The sequence below is a fragment of the Paenibacillus lignilyticus genome, from assembly GCF_017942085.1.
Taxonomy (GTDB): domain Bacteria; phylum Bacillota; class Bacilli; order Paenibacillales; family Paenibacillaceae; genus Paenibacillus_Z; species Paenibacillus_Z lignilyticus.
On record NZ_JAGKSP010000023.1, the window covers coordinates 1 to 16,391 of the forward strand.

Genomic DNA, 16,391 nt, shown 5'->3' on the forward strand with positions numbered 1-16,391 from the left:
AGGAACTGCGAGGCATGCCACACGAAAGGTAGTAGCTGAGACTGTGACCAGCTCATCCAGGGCACGCCCAGTACCACAGCAGCGTGCGCGCTCACGACTGGCGCTCCACCCGCGCCAAGCGCCACCGCAGCATCGGCAGCGTCCAACGCCCCACCCGCGCCGAGCGCGCATGCTGCTTCCCCCGCGCCAAGCGCCACTGCGGCATCCGCGGCATCCAGCTTCTCACCCGCGCCAAGCGCCAACGCGGCATCGGCAGCGTCCAACGCTCCACCTGCGCCAAGCGTTTGCGCCACCGCGGCCGCACCCGCGTCTAGCGCACCCACGGCCGCACCCGCCACCGTCGCCCCATCCTGGGGCCTCAGCCCCGCACAAAAGGCGGCCGCCGAAGCTGCCCTGAACTTCATGGCGGCCAGCCATCCCCGCCAATCCGCGCCGCGCAGATTTCTGCTATGGGCAGTCACCGGAGCGGGCAAAACGGAGATGATCTTCCCGCTTATCGATTCCTGTCTGCAGCGCCAGGGCCGCGCACTCTTAGCGACGCCGCGAAGAGACGTCGTGCTGGAGCTGGACCCGCGTATCCGCAAGGCGTTTCCGGCAGCAACGGTAGTAACGCTATACGGAGGCAGTGAACAGCGATGGGAGCAAGGTGAGATCACGCTGGCTACAACGCATCAATTATTCCGTTTTTACCAAGGGTTCGATTTCGTTGTTATCGATGAGATCGATGCTTTTCCTTTTCACAATGACGCTATGCTGCACTACGCCGCGGACAATGTTTGCAAGCAGAATGGCGTAAACATCCTGCTGTCCGCTACGCCTCCGGCAGAGCTCAGAAGGGCAGCGAGGCTGGGCAGACTCGAGCATGTGCGCGTACCGGTTCGATTCCACCGGCATCCGCTTCCTGTGCCGATTCAATGCCAAATCCCGACCGTACGCAACATCCTGGACAAGCGCTTCCTACCACGTCATCTTCTAAAGACGCTCGGGCAGTCCATCGACCGGGGCGCTCAACTCTTCGTATTTGCCCAGCAAATTCGAGATGTTGAACCGCTGGTTGAGCGTCTCCGAAACGCTTTTCCCTCGATTGTCGTGGAGGGGACATCCTCCAAGGATCCGGCTCGCGCCGACAAAGTAACCCGATTCCGCGATCGCAGCATCCGCCTGCTCGTAACTACTACGATTCTCGAGAGAGGAGTTACGGTTCCCAAGAGCGATGTATTTATCCTCGATGCGGACGGTAAGCTCTTTGACGATGCGTCTCTCATTCAGATGGCGGGCAGAGCCGGACGATCCAAGGATGACCCGGCCGGACGGGTTTATTTCTACGGCTCATCCCGTACGCGCGCACAGCAATCCGCCATTCGTCAAATCAAAAGCATGAATCGAATCGCCCGCCGAAGCGGATATCTTTTATAATTGGCCATCCCTTACCTGCGACGTTCATCCCAGAAAGGCGTGACACACCATACTCACAACTCCTCTTTCAACGATCTGGCGTAAGTTTCATCACCTTTTCCAAAATACATCCCAGACAACCACGACAATGCTCTCACCTAAATCCCCGGCTTGCGTTATTTGCGGGATGCTAAGCGATCGGTCGCCGAGACATGCCGAATTCCCGGAGCTGTGCAGGCATTGTTTTGGTCAAATCCCTTGGATTACACGTATTTATTGTGCAGTTTGCGGCAGGCCGGAAGGGTGCCCGGATTGCACCCGCCGCCAAGAAGCAGGGTTCATTTGCAATCGTTCAGCGGTACATTACGATCCTGTCATTCGGCAGTGGCTAGCTCTCTACAAATACCGCGGTCATGAAGGGCTTGCTCCCATACTTGGAAAAATGTTGATTCCTGCCTATCGCGGCATGATCGCACAACAGTCTGCCGGCAGCCAAACCGCATTCCGTTTCGATGCCGTTATCCCGGTCCCGGTAAGCGACGAACGGCTGCAGGAGCGGGGCTTTAATCAAGCTGAACGACTTGCTTCCTACCTTGCAGAACATGAACATCTAACGGTATATGATATTTTGCAGCGTACCAGGCACAGCGATAAGCAAAGCTTCAAAACTAGACTTGCGAGACTGCGAGATACCAAACAGCTTTTTGCCGCGGACCTAGATGCTACTGCGGAGATGCTTGATACACTAAATCTCAACTCTCTACACCAACCTCTAATCAAGCTGCTGGTAATAGATGACATTTACACCACCGGCAGTACGGCGAACTCCTGCGCACTGGCGTTAACAGAAGGGATAGGGCAGCTCGCACCTCAAATAAATGCTCAAATATTCATTCTCACACTGGCTCGTTCCTAGCAGATTCGCCTCTATGTTTTGCCTATCAAATATTTGATGAATTTTGTCTGCTTTTGAGTTAATATGGAGTCACAAGTGGCTAGACTCGAAGGGAGCAGTGAAAGATGGATCTTGGAAATTGTCCTCGCTGCGGGAAACTGTATGCTAAGAACTTCCGCGATGTTTGTCCGAATTGCATCAAGCAGATAGATAATGAATATACGGTTTGCTCAGATTATCTGCGTAAGAATAAAGGCACGACCATCAACGAACTTTCAGACGCGACGAGTGTATCCATAAAACAAATCACGAAGTTTATTCGCGAGGGCAGAATTTCGCTGGTGGGTGCTCCGAATTTGATGTATCCGTGCGAGATGTGCGGCATACTCATTCGAGAGAATAACAAATGCGACAGCTGTAGAGCTAAGCTGCTGAAGGAAGTCAGCAAAGCCAAACATGAAATTGCCAGCAGATCCGAAGAAGAGGTCGTGAAAGCGCCAACCTCCGCAGCCTCAGCTTATCGCAACTTAGAGCGTGGCTGAGACTGGTAATTTAGCCGAGTTTTTATAATCTCTAAATATTTATACCCATTTGCCGATAATACTCTTATACAGAGTCATCGGCTTTTTTAATTGTTGGAGGGATTATGATGAAGATAAATCAATCGCACCGGATCAATGCAGTAAATCCGTACCAGAAGCAAAACGAGCAGCAGGCAAATGCGCTTGATCGTAAACGGAAAACGGATAAAGTGCAAATATCCGCCGAAGCACAGGAGATGCTCTCATCCAGCCGAGTTAATGACACGGACCGCGCTAAGCTGATTGATGATCTTAAACAATCCGTAAGCACCGGAAGCTATCATGTGGAATCGGGCAAAATCGCAGAGAAGCTGCTTCCTTTTCTTAAAAACTAACAACAAGACAGGTGAATCCTTGTGATCGTGGAGACAATTATCGCAACGCTTGAGCAGCAGGCAGGCGTATACCGAGAGCTGCTGGCCTTGGCCAATGAGAAGACGCCGTATCTTGTCCACAATCAAGTGGAGAAGCTGAACGCTATTCTTCAGAAAGAACGGAAGCTGCTGAAGATGGCTGAGGAATTGGAGCAGCAGCGGATGAGGTTTTCCGGACAATACTTCTCGGGTATTGGAATGCTTCGTTACAAAGGCGGCAAAATCAGCGAGATGATACGGACGGTCACAGCATCTCAAGATAAGAAGAAACTAACTGAACTTCATGAGGAACTTACCGCGCTGCTTGATGAGCTGCAGAAGGTCAGCCAGCTGAACCAGCAGCTCATCGAACAGTCGCTGAAGTTCATTGATTATTCCATAGATTTGTTGGTCGAGGATCCGAACGGCGATGTTACGTACCAGCATCCGCTTAGTCCCGGATACGGCAATCCCCGCAACGGCTTATTTGATACAAGAGGATAGGGAGGCAACCCTGTAATGAGTTCTACATTCCATGGCATTGAAACAGCCAAGCGGAGTTTGTTCACGCAGACGGCTGCATTAAATACAACCGGTCATAATATCTCGAATGCCAATACGGCAGGGTACTCCAGGCAAGTAGTGAATATGCAAGCTTCCAGACCTATGGAATACCCGGGCATTAGCAGATCCAACGTACCCGGACAATTGGGAACAGGCGTAGAATTCTCGTCCATTACTCGTGTTCGTCAGTCCTTCCTGGATGATCAATTCCGGAACGAGAACAAGTCATTGGGCAACTGGGAGATCCAAGCTGACACGCTCAACAAGCTGCAGAGTATTGTAAACGAGCCTTCAGATTCCGGTATTCGTACCGTGCTCGACAACTTCTGGAAGTCGTGGTCCGATCTAAGCAAAGATCCGGAGAATGTGACGGGTCGGAAGATTGTGCGCGAGAGTGCGATCGCATTAACGGATGCCTTCAATCAAACGAGCAAACAGCTGCGAGATTTAAGTACGGATTTATCCAATAACATTGGGGTAAAAGTCAATGAAATCAACTCTATCATAACTACGATTTCGAATTTGAATACAGAGATTTCACGGGTTGAAGGATTAGGCAACGACGCTAACGATCTAAGAGATCAGCGGGATCTGCTAACCGACAACTTGTCCAAAATCGTAAATATTAACGTGGTGAATACAGGTGCTGGCTATGATATCTCGATCGGCGGCATGAACCTGACAACAGGCGGAACCGCTACACCGACCTCAGTGGATGCGCTCACGGCAGCTTTTGGCACAGGCGATGGATCCGGCGACTTGAATAGCGGCGAAGTATTCGGGATGTTCGTGGCGAAAAATAAGTATGTGGCGGATTATCAGAATCAACTGAACGTACTGGCGAACAGTATTGCAAACGGTGAGATTACCATTACCATTCCGGCGGGCTCGATGCTTCCTGACGGAACGACATTGAAGACGCCGGATGGAAACAGTTTGACATTCGCGGGCTCGAATCGCTTGCTGACACAGGATACTACGGTAATCGTTAATGGACTTAACGGTCTTCATAAATTAGGGTACACCTTTGACACCCCTGCCAAGACAGGTGATGATTTCTTTACCTCTGCATCAGGCGACATTACGGCTGATAGTATCCGCTTGAATCCTACGATTGCTGCTGATGCCAGCTTAATCGCAACATCGCTGCGGACTACCGGAACCGGAGGTAGTGAGATTGCAGTTAAAGGTAACAACACACTTGCCGTACTCTTATCGAATATCAAAGATTCTAAGTTTTCATTTACGACAACAGACGGCGGCGTAACAACCGGAAGCATCGATGATTATTTCAGAGCCATTGTCGGGCAGCTTGGGGTTCAAGGACAAGAGGCGCAGCGGCAGCTTAACAATCAGCAAGTGCTTGCTGAGCAAGTAGACTCCAGCCGGCAAGCGGTCAGCGGCGTTTCGATCGATGAAGAAATGTCTAATATGATTAAGTTTCAACATGCCTATGGCGCGGCGGCTCGGTTCATGACGGCCTATGATGAGATTTTAGAGAAGCTCATTAACGGTACGGGTACGGTAGGACGGTAATATCTAAGATAGGTGGGGATGAAGGTGTCTTTAAGAATTACGCAAAGCATGATGCATTCGCAGTTGCTTAGAAACGTGAATAATAACTTAAACCGTATGGACAAGCATCAGAATATGCTTTCCACAGGTCGTAAGATAAATGCTCCATCCGATGATCCGGTCGGTATTACCTATGCCCTCCGATATCGCAGCGAGCTTTCGGCGAATGAACAGTATCAGAAGAACATAGATTCGGCCAAGTCCTTCGTGGATCATACGGATACGGTCCTGTCCCAACTGACCGATATTATGCAGCGCGCCAATGAATTGACTGTTCAAGGGGCAAATGGTGCTAACCCTCAATCTGCGTTGGACGCAATTGCGGAAGAGATGGGCCAGCTCTACCAACAAGCGGTTTCTCTTGGCAATGACAGGCTGAACGGCAAAGCTATTTTCAATGGACAATTTACGGACAAGGATCCTTATACAGTAGCCGGGGCTCAAACGGAGCAAGCGGATACACAAGCCATTATGTATCAATTCGCGGCCGGTGTTACGATCCCGATTAATGTGACGGGCGATGCGGTGTTTGGTGCAGCTAATCCGGAACCGCCGGCGGATCCTACTACGCCGGATAATCTATTCACGGTACTAGGCGGTCTCCAAACAGCATTCTCTGCCGGGGATCAGAAGCAAGTGCAGAACTTATTAGGACAATTAGGCAGCCGAATGGACAAAATTTTGAATGTCCGTGCAGAGGTTGGCGCAAGATCGAACCGGATTGATTTGATGGATGCACGTATTAAGGATCTCGACGTGAACCTGACAGAGCTGGATTCCAAAATCGAAGATGCGGATATGGCCGAGATTATTACGAAGCTGCAGGAAGATCAGAACGTGTATCAAGCTTCCTTGTCCATCGGAGCGAAAATCATCCAGCCTAGTTTATTGGATTATATAAGATAATCCGATTGGGGGATTGTAATGGAATTTCAATTTCCGCGCTTATCGATTCATCAAACCTATGCTCAGATCGGTATTCAAACGAACAATGCCAGCTTAGAAATGCAATCTCCGCCCGGAGACTTGTCTATCGAACAGCCACCGGCTATAGTAGACATTCAATCACCGCGAGGTGAGCTGGAAGTGGATTCTACCGCGGCCTTTACGGCCTTGGGTACAGGACCTCATTTGGATTGGATGAATTCGATCTACAGCCAGTACAAGAACGTCGCACTCCAAGCCATTGCGAAGATCGTAGAAGACGGTAATCGGATGGCGCAAATCTCGAATCCGAACAATGCTTTCGCTGAGCTTGCGCGCGAGGCATTTCATCATCAGAATCGGATTGTTTACACCGGAGAGGCTTCCATCGATAATGTAAGAGTACGTTATACGCCCCATGCGCCAATCATCAACATTGAAGCTCAGAAGCCGATTATTGAGTACACGCCGCGTAAACCGGAGACTCAGTACCATCCCGGTTCGGTAGAAGTATACTTAAGGCAAAGAAACTCGGTTGAATTCAGCGTGGGTGAATACGACAAATATATATAATAATTTGAAATGCTATAGCGCAAGCTATAGCATTATCTGTTAGAGGAGGGTAATTATCATGCTCGATTTCTTACAAGGCAAAACGTTTCAATTAAACGGAAGCATTCTAGGCTTCGAGGAATGTAACGAGTTCTCGATTAAAGTAGTGGAAGAGAACTCGCATTTTGCATACTTGCAAAGCCTGGAGCATGATTATATTTCATTTTTAGTGATCTCACCATTCACTGCCGATCAAGATTACTCGTTTGAGATCGAGGAGAAGGATAAGAAGCTCCTTGAAATCGAAGCTCCTGAAGATGTGTGTGTGCTAACGATCGTAACGACTACAGATCCATTCACGGATTCGACCATTAATTTAATCGCGCCAATTCTATTGAATATGAAGAACGGACAAGGCAAGCAAACCGTTCTCCCCCCGTCTAGCAGATACAGCACCAAGGAACCTCTCTTCAAAGTCGTTCAATTGGAAAGCGGTGAATTATCATGCTAATATTGAGCCGAAAAAAAGGACAGTCGATCCTCTTAAATAATGATATTGAAATCGTCATATCATCGATCGATGGGGACCAGGTTAAAGTGGGGATTAAAGCGCCAAGCGACGTGAACATCCTTCGCAAAGAAGTGTATGATGCCGTGCAAGAGAGCAATAAACAAGCGCTGCAGAAGCAACTGAATTTAGCGGATCTGAAGAGCTTTCAAATGCCAAATCATGCAGACAAAAAAACCAACGCCTAGACGGCATTGGTTTTTTTGTTGAATTAACCGCAAGTCTAAGCGAGGTTTTACGGTATTTTTTGTCGTTTTTTTGGTTTTTGCGGATTTTGCTATAAAGAAACGGAAAGTGAACGTCGATATATTCATTAGTCGCTGTTTCGCAGCATGGCGGCCGACCTGATTGCGAAACAGACATAAGGTCTCCACAAGGATGTGGAGAACTACCCAACTTCAAGGAGGAAGAAAAAAATGAGAATTAATCACAACATCACAGCTTTGAACACACACCGTCAACTGGGTGCAAACAGCCAAGCAACAGCTAAAAACATCGAGAAATTGTCTTCCGGTCTTCGCATCAACCGTGCAGGTGACGATGCAGCTGGTCTAGCAATCTCCGAAAAAATGCGTGGTCAAATCCGTGGTTTGGACATGGCTGCTAAGAACTCCCAAGATGGTATCTCCCTTATCCAAACAGCTGAAGGCGCTTTGAACGAAACTCACAGCATCCTTCAACGTATGCGCGAACTTGCTAACCAATCGGCTAACGGAACTAACACTGACGCTGACCGCGGCGCGCTTCAAGATGAAATGAACCAACTGACTTCCGAGATCAACCGCGTAGGTAACACTACTGAGTTCAATACTCAAAAGTTGCTTCAAGGCGACGGTAAAACTAGTCTCCAAGGTACTAACGGTGCATTTACTGATGCTTTGCTGGCGGGTGGCGTAACTACGCATACTCAAGCTACACAAACAGTGACATTGACTGCAGGGGCAACAGCAGGTCAAAATGTAAAACTCACACTTAACGGTCAAGAACTGACTTTAAACTTTAATGCTTCTGGTTCCAATGGCGGAGCTGCAAACGATAACGTTGTATACGGTGTAACGAGTAATTCTGCAAACGTAGCAATTGATGCAACTCCAGCGAATAATACTGCTACAACTGCAGCAGATGCTGTTACGGCTGCCATGAACAAAATGATTGATGCAAATGAATCACTTAAAGGTAACTTTAAAGTTAGTAATGTAGCTGGCGTAATTACGATTGCCGCAGTCTCCAAAGCAAACGGTGGTCAAAGCTTTGGTGCACAAGGTAACATCGCTGCTTCCGCTGGTACAGTTACTGGTGCGGCTTCCGGTACTGCAAGCGTTGGGACTTCGGTTGATACGCAAGCGACAGCAGGGGTAACATTTACTGTAGCCAATGCTGCAGCAGCTGCTAAGCTTGTTGGAACTGGTCTGACAATTAACGGTCAACAAATCGAGTTCTATGATGCAACAAAAGGTGCATACACAGGCAAAGCAAATGGCGTAGACATTGCTGGAGCAGCAAATGCTACTGATGTTGTCAAAGCTATCGTAGATACTCTTGGATCTAAACTAGATGGCGTAACATTGACTGCAGCGGCAGGCGTACTGAATGTTACTGCTACAACTGCTAAAGGTGCAGATGGTAACGGAATTACTGTACAAAACGGCGGAGTTCAAAAAGAATTCGAAACTAGCTTCCAAATCGGTGCTAACACTGGCCAATCCATGAGCTTGACAATCAACGACATGCGCTCTAAAGCACTGGGAATCACAGCAACTGCTGGTACTGCTGGTTTCACTACTGCTAACTCCGTAACAAACGGAACTAACGACGTTAAAGGCGAGGCTGCTTTGAACATCTCTACTAAAGACGATGCTGCTAAAGCAATTGCAATTCTTGATAAAGCAACTGCGTCTGTTTCCAGCGAGCGTTCTAAACTAGGAGCAGTTCAAAACCGTCTTGAGCACACGATCAACAACTTGGGAACAGCTTCAGAGAACCTGACTGCAGCTGAATCCCGTATCCGTGACGTTGATATGGCGAAAGAAATGATGGAGCAAACGAAAAACAACATCCTTGCTCAAGCTGCACAAGCTATGCTTGCACAAGCTAACCAACAACCACAAGGCGTTCTTCAATTGCTTCGTTAATCTTAACGAACAACCAAGAGATCCTAGATTATCTAGGATCTCTTTTGTTTTGTATCTGTTCGTCAAAAAAGGCTTCTCTTTTGGAGAAGCCCTTTTTGCTAAACAGATACATTTTTTCACTAGGCTATACAGGATTGCTCTTCAGACACCGATATAAGAAATAATATACCATCGGGGGGAAAGCGTTATGAATACGAATTTGCCAATCAGCAATTCTGTGCCCATAAGCAGTCCTATAACTAATACTGCCAGTGATCGGCAAGTCGTGTCAGATCAGCAGCCGAGTGCTGCACCTGCGCTTCAGAATGCAAGGGAATTAAAGCAAGCGGAGAACACGGGTGTAAAGGTGCCGCTTGGCGAAGAAATGTTGATTAAAGCGATCGAGAAAGCGAACAAAGCAGTCATGGGTGTGGCGACTTCTTGTGAATTTTCTATCCACGAGAAGACCAAGCAGATTATGGTGAAAGTCGTCGAGAAGGATACGGGCAGACTCATTCGAGAAGTACCGCCGGAAAAAATATTAAATATGGTTGCCGCAATGTGTGAGAACGCCGGAATTTGGATCGATGAGCGGAGATAGCAGCGTTAGAAGGAGGACTGTAACGAAATGGTAATGAGGCTAAATGGAATGGCATCGGGCATGGATATCGACACTATCGTCAAGCAACTAATGACAGCAGGTAAGGTGCCGGCAGATAAACTAAAGCAGCAGAAGCAAACCGTGGAATGGCAACGTGATGCTTACAAGGATTTAAATAAGAAATTGCTTGATTTCCGCAATAATAAAGTCTTCAATTTCAAAGCAGATCGAACACTTGGCGCTAAGCTGACAACGATCAGTGGAGATAATCAAGTGTTTACGGCCACCGCTAGGGCAGATGCGCCGATTGGTACAACATCGATTAAGGTCATGTCACTTGCGACTTCGGCGAAGATGACTGGCACCGATATCCGTCAAGCACCCGCAGTTCCAACTGATCCTGCGTTCGACGCATCCAAAACGCTTGAAGATCAGAAGGCATTACTGAAAGTAACTCCTAATGTAGGCGCTGGAACGGACTATTCCTTCAAAATAAACGGGACTCAAATCGATGTAGATACAAGTGTGGATTCTCTTAATGATGTGATCTCTCGTATTAACAAGACGACGAATGTGAACGCTTTTTATGATTCCTTCACAGGCCAAATTGGTTTTACGACGAAGGCGACAGGAACAAAAGCAGATATTAAAATCACGGATGATACTGGTGGTTTTGCTGCCAATATTCTAAAAATGCCTGCGGTGAGTGGAACAGGTCAAAACGCACTACTCGAGATTAACGGAATCGCCACTGAACGCGAAAGCAACTCGTTCACCGTCAACAACATGGATATCGTCCTTAAGCAGAAGAGCGTATTTACAGGTGTAGCAGGGCAAGAAGCTGATCCTACCAAATATGTGGCCACTTCCATCGGGGTATCCACTGATACGACCAAGATAGTAGATTCCATTAAAACCTTCATTGCCGATTATAATGATGTACTGAAGACCTTGCAGGACAAAGTCGGTGAGAAGAAGAATCGCGACTTCCAGCCCCTCACTGAAGAGCAGAGAGCGGATATGAAAGAAGACGATATTAAGCTCTGGGAGACGAAAGCCAAGACAGGGCTGTTGCATAATGACAGTATATTCACTACGACGATTGCTTCTTTGCGGACGGTCACGTCAACGGTTGTAAACACCGGAAATGCTAACTACACTACCCTGAGTTCCATCGGAATTGGATCAACCAATTATCTGGATAACGGTAAGCTGTCCATATTAGATGAAGAGAAGCTCAAGACAGCCATTGAGAAGGATCCGGATGCGGTATTGGCGCTATTCTCGGCTGCCGGCAATGGGGATGCGGATCAATCGGATGTCGGGATTGTTCAGAAGATGTATGGTAACCTGAAAGGCACGCTTGAGAATCTCTCCAGCAAAGCAGGTACATCCTTATTCTCTGACGAGGTCTTGAAGTCGGACAGTATCATGGGTAAGCAACTCTCTAAGCTAAACGAGCAAATTGCAGCGTGGAACCGCCGTTTAGTGGACATGGAGGACAATTACTACAAGAAATTTACCGCAATGGAGACAGCGATCAGTAAGTTGAATTCCCAGTCGTCGAGTCTGATGAGCTCTATTGGGGGCTAATAATAGGAGGAACCGTTGATGCTGCAAGCACAGAAGAATAGATATCTCGACAACTCCGTCCAAACTGCTTCACCTGCACAATTGCTGATTATGCTTTACGATGGCGCAATTCGCTTCTCGAAGGCGGCCATTCTGGCAATCAAAGAAGGTAAGAATGAGGACGCTCATCGTAATCTTGTAAAGGTTCAAGATATCGTTGCGGAGTTCGAAATTACGTTGGATCGTAATTCTGAAGTGGCTGAAGGGCTACTGAAGCTGTACGAATATTTCAAAACCCGTCTGAGAGAAGCGAACCTGAAGAAAGACGTAGTTCCTGTCGAAGAAGTGCTCGGTTATTTAACCGAACTTCGCGAAACCTGGATAGCTGCAGCCAAACCGGTGGCGAGCGTTCAGAGGAGCTCGTAATCGGAATGGAAGCCATAAAAGAATTAGAGCAGTTGACGTTGCAGCTTGTAGCCGACATCCATGGAGCGACTGTTGAACAGATCGAAGACTTCCTGGACCGGAGAGGGAACATCATAGAGACGATTCAAGCTCAGTTTGCGCTCCGTCCGGCTGACAGCGCCAATCAGGAGCAGGTGAATCGGATTCTTAGCTTCGACTCGCGCATTCTGGGGCGTATGGAAGAGCTTAAGCACGAAGCAACCCAAGGCATGGATAAATTCAACCGTGCCCGCGTTCAGCGGGACGCCTACGGCGGCGGAGGGGCATACGGTGCAGACAACAGTATGTTCTTCGACGAGAGGAACTAGGCTTCTTACAATAAAATATCGTTGAACAATAATGAAATGCACCCGCGTGGGTGCTTTTTTTGTGGATGGCGAAAAAATTAAACCAATGAAATCAATAATGTATTCGCTTACAAAAACTTATTGACAATATTGTGAAGTGGGTGTTATATTCGATTTGTGGGCCACGCCTAGTGATCTCGCAGCTATTTGAAGATGAAGGGAATGTTCTCAATGCAAGGTAAAGTTAAATGGTTTAACGCAGAAAAAGGTTACGGTTTCATCGAGACAGAACAAGGCGGCGACGTATTCGTACATTTCTCCGCAATCCAATCCGAAGGTTTCAAAACACTTGAAGAAGGCCAATCCGTAGAGTTCGACATCGTCGAAGGCGCGCGTGGTCCTCAAGCTGCAAACGTTACTAAACTGTAATCATACCGCTGTTAAGCGGCCACATAATAAATGGTACGCGCTTAACCGAATGATCGGCAGAAGCCCTGGGCAACCAGGGCTTTTTCTTATTTTTACCCGCGGTTCTACTACTAGAAACTTCCAACTATTAAATTATTAAATAATTCACAAAATACTGAAAATATCTTTGAGATCGCCCACATAGGGTGTTATAATAAGACTATGTAAAAGGAGGAATGCCACATGAAATACAACATTCGAGGTCAACACATCCTGGTGACAGACGCCTTGCGCGAATATGTCGAGAAGAAGCTAAGCCGCCTAGAAAAGTATTTTGAAGAGCCGTTTACCTCCGAGACAAACGTTACAATGTCAGTTACGAAAGGCAAGCATGTTATTGAAGTCATGATTCCACTCTCGAACGCGATGCTAAGAGCAGAGGAGAAGAGCGAGGATATGTACGCCTCCATTGACTTGGTAGTGGACAAACTGGATCGTCAGATTCGCAAACATAAAACTAAAATCAACAGCCGATATCGCAAAGAAAGCGGCATTCGCACGATGTTCAAAGACGACGGCGCAGCCGTTCGGGTACTGGAGGAGGAAGAAGACTACGAGCTTGTTCGAACGAAACGCTTCCTATTAAAGCCGATGGATGTAGAAGAAGCGATTTTGCAAATGAACATGGTGGGACACAGCTTCTTCATGTTCGCGAATGCGACAACCAAAGAAGTGAATGTTGTTTATAAACGCAGCGACGGTCGATATGGATTAATTGAAGCGGACTAATATGGAATTCATCGGGCCCTGGGAAACCGGGGCTCTTTTTGCTTAAGGATCGTCATAAGGCTCTCTCAATCGGCATATAATGGAGACGCCGCTCGGGGCAACCGGCAAGAAATACAGGATCCGAGCGGGTTTGCGTGCACAATCCAGCTTCTCCCTCAGGGGGCCAACATTGCGGGAACTGCCGCAAACTGATACAATTTATGCAAACAGGCGTAACAGACGAAAGGGGAAGACCATGCTCGGACTTGTAAAGAAATTATTCGGAGACGCCAACGAACGTGAGATTAAGCGTCTAATGCGTACGGTGGAGGAAATTAACGGCCTTGAGCCGCAAGTTTCCAAGTTGTCAGATGATGGACTTCGTGAGAAGACGGAGGAATTTAAAGCACGTCTCGAAAAGGGTGAGGATATTGATACCCTGCTTCCAGAGGCGTTTGCTGTTGTGCGAGAAGCTTCCAAACGCGTTCTGGACAAGCGCCATTACGACGTACAGCTGATCGGCGGTATGGTGCTTCACGAAGGCCAAATTGCGGAGATGAAGACCGGTGAAGGTAAAACGCTCGTCGCTACCCTTGCCGTTTATTTGAACGCGCTTCTGGGCAAAGGCGTTCATGTCGTTACGGTCAATGACTACTTGGCTACGCGTGACAGCGAGCAAATGGGTCAGCTCTATAAATTCTTAGGCTTAACTGTCGGTGTTAACCTGCATGGCCTCAATCATGATGAGAAGCAAGCAGCTTACGCATGCGATATCACATACGGAACGAACAATGAGTTTGGATTCGACTACTTGCGTGACAACATGGTCCTGTACAAAGAACAAATGGTACAGCGTCCGCTTTATTATGCCATTATTGACGAAGTCGACTCCATCCTTGTCGATGAAGCTCGTACACCGCTTATTATTTCCGGTCAGGCGGCCAAATCGACGGAGCTGTATTTTGCGGCGGATCGGTTTGCGACACGTTTGAAGGTAGAAGAAGATTATACGGTTGATGTGAAAGTGCGTTCGGTCACGTTGACGGATGCAGGCGTGGAGAAAGCGGAGAAAGCATTCGGCATCGAGAACTTATTCGATCATGCCAATGTAACGCTCAACCATCACATCCAGCAAGCGCTCAAAGCGCATGTCATTATGAAACGCGACGTAGACTACGTTGTACAAGATGAAGAAGTTATCATTGTCGATGAGTTTACGGGCCGTCTAATGGCCGGCCGCCGTTACAGCGACGGATTGCACCAAGCGATCGAAGCGAAAGAGCAAATTAAAGTACAGAACGAGAGCATGACGCTCGCGACGATTACATTCCAGAACTACTTCCGGATGTACCGCAAGCTGTCCGGTATGACAGGTACAGCAAAGACGGAGGAAGAAGAGTTCAAGAAAATTTACGGTCTTGAAGTTATTCAAGTGCCGACCAACCGGAAGAATATCCGTGAAGACATTGCGGATGTGGTTTATAAAACGGAGAACGGCAAGTTCAAAGCGGTCGTTGAAGAAATCGTGAAACGCCACAAGAACAAACAGCCTGTGCTCGTAGGTACCGTTTCCATCGAGAACTCCGAGAAGCTCTCCGAGATGCTGAAGAAACGCGGCATTACGCATAAAGTATTGAACGCGAAGTACCATGCCGAGGAAGCTGAAATTATTTCTCGCGCGGGTCAATCCGAGTCCGTTACGATTGCAACGAACATGGCGGGTCGCGGTACCGATATTTTGCTTGGGGATGCGGTTGACGGTATCGGCGGCTTGCATATTATCGGTACGGAGCGCCATGAGAGCCGTCGTATCGATAACCAGCTGCGCGGTCGTGCCGGTCGTCAAGGGGACCCGGGTTCCTCGCAGTTCTACCTGTCGCTCGAGGATGAGCTTATGCGCCGTTTCGGCTCTGAGAACATCATGGGCATGATGGAGCGTCTTGGCTTCGAAGAAGATCAACCGATCGAGAGCCGCCTGATCACCCGTGCGATCGAATCCGCGCAGAAACGCGTAGAGGGCAACAACTTCGATCAACGTAAAATCGTCTTGCAATACGATGACGTCATGAACCAACAACGTGAAATTATCTACAAGCAGCGCCGCGAAGTGCTCTTCTCCGAGAACATCCGCGAAATCGTGCTTGAGATGATCAAGCCTGTCATTGCGAAGATCGTAGAAGCTCACTGTCCGTCCGATGACGTACCGGAGAACTGGGAGCTGCAAGAAATCGTGGATTACGCGGAAGGCAACTTCCTGAACGAGGGCAGCATCACGAAAGATGATCTATGGGGCAAAGAGCCGGAAGAAATCAATGATTTCTTGTACGGCAAAGTAATCGAGCTCTACGATCAGCGTGAAGAAGGAATCGGTCCGGAGACGATGCGTGAATTCGAGAAGGTTGTCGTGCTGCGTGCAGTAGACAGCAAATGGATGGATCACATCGATGCCATGGATCAGCTTCGCCAAGGTATCCACCTTCGTGCATATGGCGGTACAGATCCGCTTCGTGAATATCAATTCGAGGGCTTCGAGATGTTCAAGGAAATGATCGAGCATATTCAAGAAGAAGTGACGAAATATATCATGAAAGCACACGTGGAGAACAACCTGGAGCGCCAAGAGGTAGCGAAAGGTCAAACGGAATCCGGCGGAAGCAGCGAAATGCAGCAGAAGCGTCCGGTTCGCAAGGAAGAGCGCGTGCGTCGTAACGATCCGTGCCCATGCGGCAGCGGCAAGAAATACAAGCAATGCCATGGACAATAAGCCTGCCT

General features: G+C 48.2%; 18 protein-coding genes and 1 pseudogene. 18 read left to right on the forward strand and 1 reads right to left on the reverse strand.

The features are described from left to right. The coding region (locus I8J30_RS33365) for a hypothetical protein (RefSeq protein ID WP_240548466.1) at positions 1-263 on the reverse strand (263 nt) is incomplete at its 3' end. 31 nt (positions 264-294) lie between these two features. On the opposite strand from I8J30_RS33365, the pseudogene I8J30_RS29175 reads away from it, so the two are divergent. The 18 genes and pseudogenes from I8J30_RS29175 to secA all read left to right on the forward strand — a co-directional run. Then, positions 295-1,416 (forward strand): annotated as a pseudogene (locus I8J30_RS29175) (helicase-related protein); the annotation flags it as partial. 166 nt (positions 1,417-1,582) lie between these two features. After that, positions 1,583-2,311: a ComF family protein gene (locus I8J30_RS29180; protein ID WP_210663971.1), complete on the forward strand. Its 729-nt coding sequence runs from the start codon at positions 1,583-1,585 to the stop codon at positions 2,309-2,311. A gap of 104 nt (positions 2,312-2,415) precedes the next feature. After that, a complete protein-coding gene (locus I8J30_RS29185; RefSeq protein WP_091225018.1) occupies positions 2,416-2,832 on the forward strand; it encodes a TIGR03826 family flagellar region protein in 417 nt (138 codons plus the stop codon). 107 nt (positions 2,833-2,939) lie between these two features. Then, positions 2,940-3,206 carry a flagellar biosynthesis anti-sigma factor FlgM gene (gene flgM, locus I8J30_RS29190; RefSeq protein WP_210664006.1) on the forward strand — a complete coding sequence of 89 codons (267 nt, stop codon included), beginning with the start codon at positions 2,940-2,942 and terminating at the stop codon, positions 3,204-3,206. A 21-nt stretch (positions 3,207-3,227) separates the two neighbouring features. Then, complete coding sequence (locus I8J30_RS29195; RefSeq protein ID WP_210663972.1) at positions 3,228-3,728, forward strand: flagellar protein FlgN; 501 nt, start codon at positions 3,228-3,230, stop codon at positions 3,726-3,728. Between the two features lie 15 nt (positions 3,729-3,743). Further along, positions 3,744-5,324 carry a flagellar hook-associated protein FlgK gene (gene flgK, locus I8J30_RS29200; RefSeq protein WP_210663973.1) on the forward strand — a complete coding sequence of 527 codons (1,581 nt, stop codon included), beginning with the start codon at positions 3,744-3,746 and terminating at the stop codon, positions 5,322-5,324. Positions 5,325-5,348: 24 nt separating this feature from the next. Further along, a complete protein-coding gene (gene flgL / locus I8J30_RS29205) occupies positions 5,349-6,269 on the forward strand; it encodes a flagellar hook-associated protein FlgL (RefSeq protein ID WP_210663974.1) in 921 nt (306 codons plus the stop codon). 18 nt (positions 6,270-6,287) lie between these two features. Beyond that, positions 6,288-6,860 (forward strand): DUF6470 family protein, encoded by a 573-nt coding sequence (locus I8J30_RS29210; protein WP_210663975.1) that lies wholly within the window; start codon positions 6,288-6,290, stop codon positions 6,858-6,860. A 58-nt stretch (positions 6,861-6,918) separates the two neighbouring features. Further along, positions 6,919-7,350 (forward strand): flagellar assembly protein FliW, encoded by a 432-nt coding sequence (fliW, locus tag I8J30_RS29215; protein ID WP_210663976.1) that lies wholly within the window; start codon positions 6,919-6,921, stop codon positions 7,348-7,350. Then, the gene (csrA, locus tag I8J30_RS29220) at positions 7,344-7,595 is read left to right on the forward strand and encodes a carbon storage regulator CsrA (RefSeq protein WP_210663977.1); all 252 of its coding nucleotides are present in this window, start codon (positions 7,344-7,346) and stop codon (positions 7,593-7,595) included. The genes fliW and csrA overlap by 7 nt, the downstream gene beginning before the upstream one ends. Positions 7,596-7,823: 228 nt before the next feature. Then, positions 7,824-9,539 carry a flagellin N-terminal helical domain-containing protein gene (locus I8J30_RS29225; RefSeq protein WP_210663978.1) on the forward strand — a complete coding sequence of 572 codons (1,716 nt, stop codon included), beginning with the start codon at positions 7,824-7,826 and terminating at the stop codon, positions 9,537-9,539. Between the two features lie 187 nt (positions 9,540-9,726). Continuing rightward, positions 9,727-10,119 carry a flagellar protein FlaG gene (locus I8J30_RS29230; protein WP_210663979.1) on the forward strand — a complete coding sequence of 131 codons (393 nt, stop codon included), beginning with the start codon at positions 9,727-9,729 and terminating at the stop codon, positions 10,117-10,119. 27 nt (positions 10,120-10,146) lie between these two features. Beyond that, entirely contained in the window at positions 10,147-11,712 is a 1,566-nt protein-coding gene (gene fliD, locus I8J30_RS29235; protein WP_210663980.1) for a flagellar filament capping protein FliD, read from the forward strand. Positions 11,713-11,730: 18 nt separating this feature from the next. After that, positions 11,731-12,117 carry a flagellar export chaperone FliS gene (gene fliS, locus I8J30_RS29240; RefSeq protein ID WP_210663981.1) on the forward strand — a complete coding sequence of 129 codons (387 nt, stop codon included), beginning with the start codon at positions 11,731-11,733 and terminating at the stop codon, positions 12,115-12,117. Positions 12,118-12,122: 5 nt separating this feature from the next. After that, on the forward strand, positions 12,123-12,464 hold the full coding sequence (gene fliT, locus I8J30_RS29245; protein ID WP_210663982.1) for a flagellar protein FliT: 342 nt from the start codon (positions 12,123-12,125) through the stop codon (positions 12,462-12,464). 210 nt (positions 12,465-12,674) lie between these two features. Then, complete coding sequence (locus I8J30_RS29250; protein WP_090575545.1) at positions 12,675-12,872, forward strand: cold shock domain-containing protein; 198 nt, start codon at positions 12,675-12,677, stop codon at positions 12,870-12,872. A 222-nt stretch (positions 12,873-13,094) separates the two neighbouring features. Continuing rightward, positions 13,095-13,640: a ribosome hibernation-promoting factor, HPF/YfiA family gene (gene hpf / locus I8J30_RS29255; protein WP_091225031.1), complete on the forward strand. Its 546-nt coding sequence runs from the start codon at positions 13,095-13,097 to the stop codon at positions 13,638-13,640. Between the two features lie 235 nt (positions 13,641-13,875). Then, positions 13,876-16,383: a preprotein translocase subunit SecA gene (gene secA / locus I8J30_RS29260; RefSeq protein WP_210663983.1), complete on the forward strand. Its 2,508-nt coding sequence runs from the start codon at positions 13,876-13,878 to the stop codon at positions 16,381-16,383. The last annotated feature ends 8 nt before the right edge of the window (positions 16,384-16,391 follow it).

What these genes read in the sequence shown, in the direction of transcription:
- fliW (WP_210663976.1), top strand. Translation starts at nt 6,919, where the DNA reads ATGCTCGATTTCTTACAAGGCAAAACGTTTCAATTAAACGGAAGCATT.
- I8J30_RS29210 (WP_210663975.1), top strand. Translation starts at nt 6,288, where the DNA reads ATGGAATTTCAATTTCCGCGCTTATCGATTCATCAAACCTATGCTCAG.
- I8J30_RS29230 (WP_210663979.1), top strand. Translation starts at nt 9,727, where the DNA reads ATGAATACGAATTTGCCAATCAGCAATTCTGTGCCCATAAGCAGTCCT.
- flgM (WP_210664006.1), top strand. Translation starts at nt 2,940, where the DNA reads ATGAAGATAAATCAATCGCACCGGATCAATGCAGTAAATCCGTACCAG.
- csrA (WP_210663977.1), top strand. Translation starts at nt 7,344, where the DNA reads ATGCTAATATTGAGCCGAAAAAAAGGACAGTCGATCCTCTTAAATAAT.
- flgK (WP_210663973.1), top strand. Translation starts at nt 3,744, where the DNA reads ATGAGTTCTACATTCCATGGCATTGAAACAGCCAAGCGGAGTTTGTTC.
- fliD (WP_210663980.1), top strand. Translation starts at nt 10,147, where the DNA reads ATGGTAATGAGGCTAAATGGAATGGCATCGGGCATGGATATCGACACT.
- I8J30_RS29250 (WP_090575545.1), top strand. Translation starts at nt 12,675, where the DNA reads ATGCAAGGTAAAGTTAAATGGTTTAACGCAGAAAAAGGTTACGGTTTC.
- I8J30_RS29180 (WP_210663971.1), top strand. Translation starts at nt 1,583, where the DNA reads ATGCTAAGCGATCGGTCGCCGAGACATGCCGAATTCCCGGAGCTGTGC.
- fliS (WP_210663981.1), top strand. Translation starts at nt 11,731, where the DNA reads ATGCTGCAAGCACAGAAGAATAGATATCTCGACAACTCCGTCCAAACT.
- hpf (WP_091225031.1), top strand. Translation starts at nt 13,095, where the DNA reads ATGAAATACAACATTCGAGGTCAACACATCCTGGTGACAGACGCCTTG.
- I8J30_RS29185 (WP_091225018.1), top strand. Translation starts at nt 2,416, where the DNA reads ATGGATCTTGGAAATTGTCCTCGCTGCGGGAAACTGTATGCTAAGAAC.
- I8J30_RS29225 (WP_210663978.1), top strand. Translation starts at nt 7,824, where the DNA reads ATGAGAATTAATCACAACATCACAGCTTTGAACACACACCGTCAACTG.
- secA (WP_210663983.1), top strand. Translation starts at nt 13,876, where the DNA reads ATGCTCGGACTTGTAAAGAAATTATTCGGAGACGCCAACGAACGTGAG.
- fliT (WP_210663982.1), top strand. Translation starts at nt 12,123, where the DNA reads ATGGAAGCCATAAAAGAATTAGAGCAGTTGACGTTGCAGCTTGTAGCC.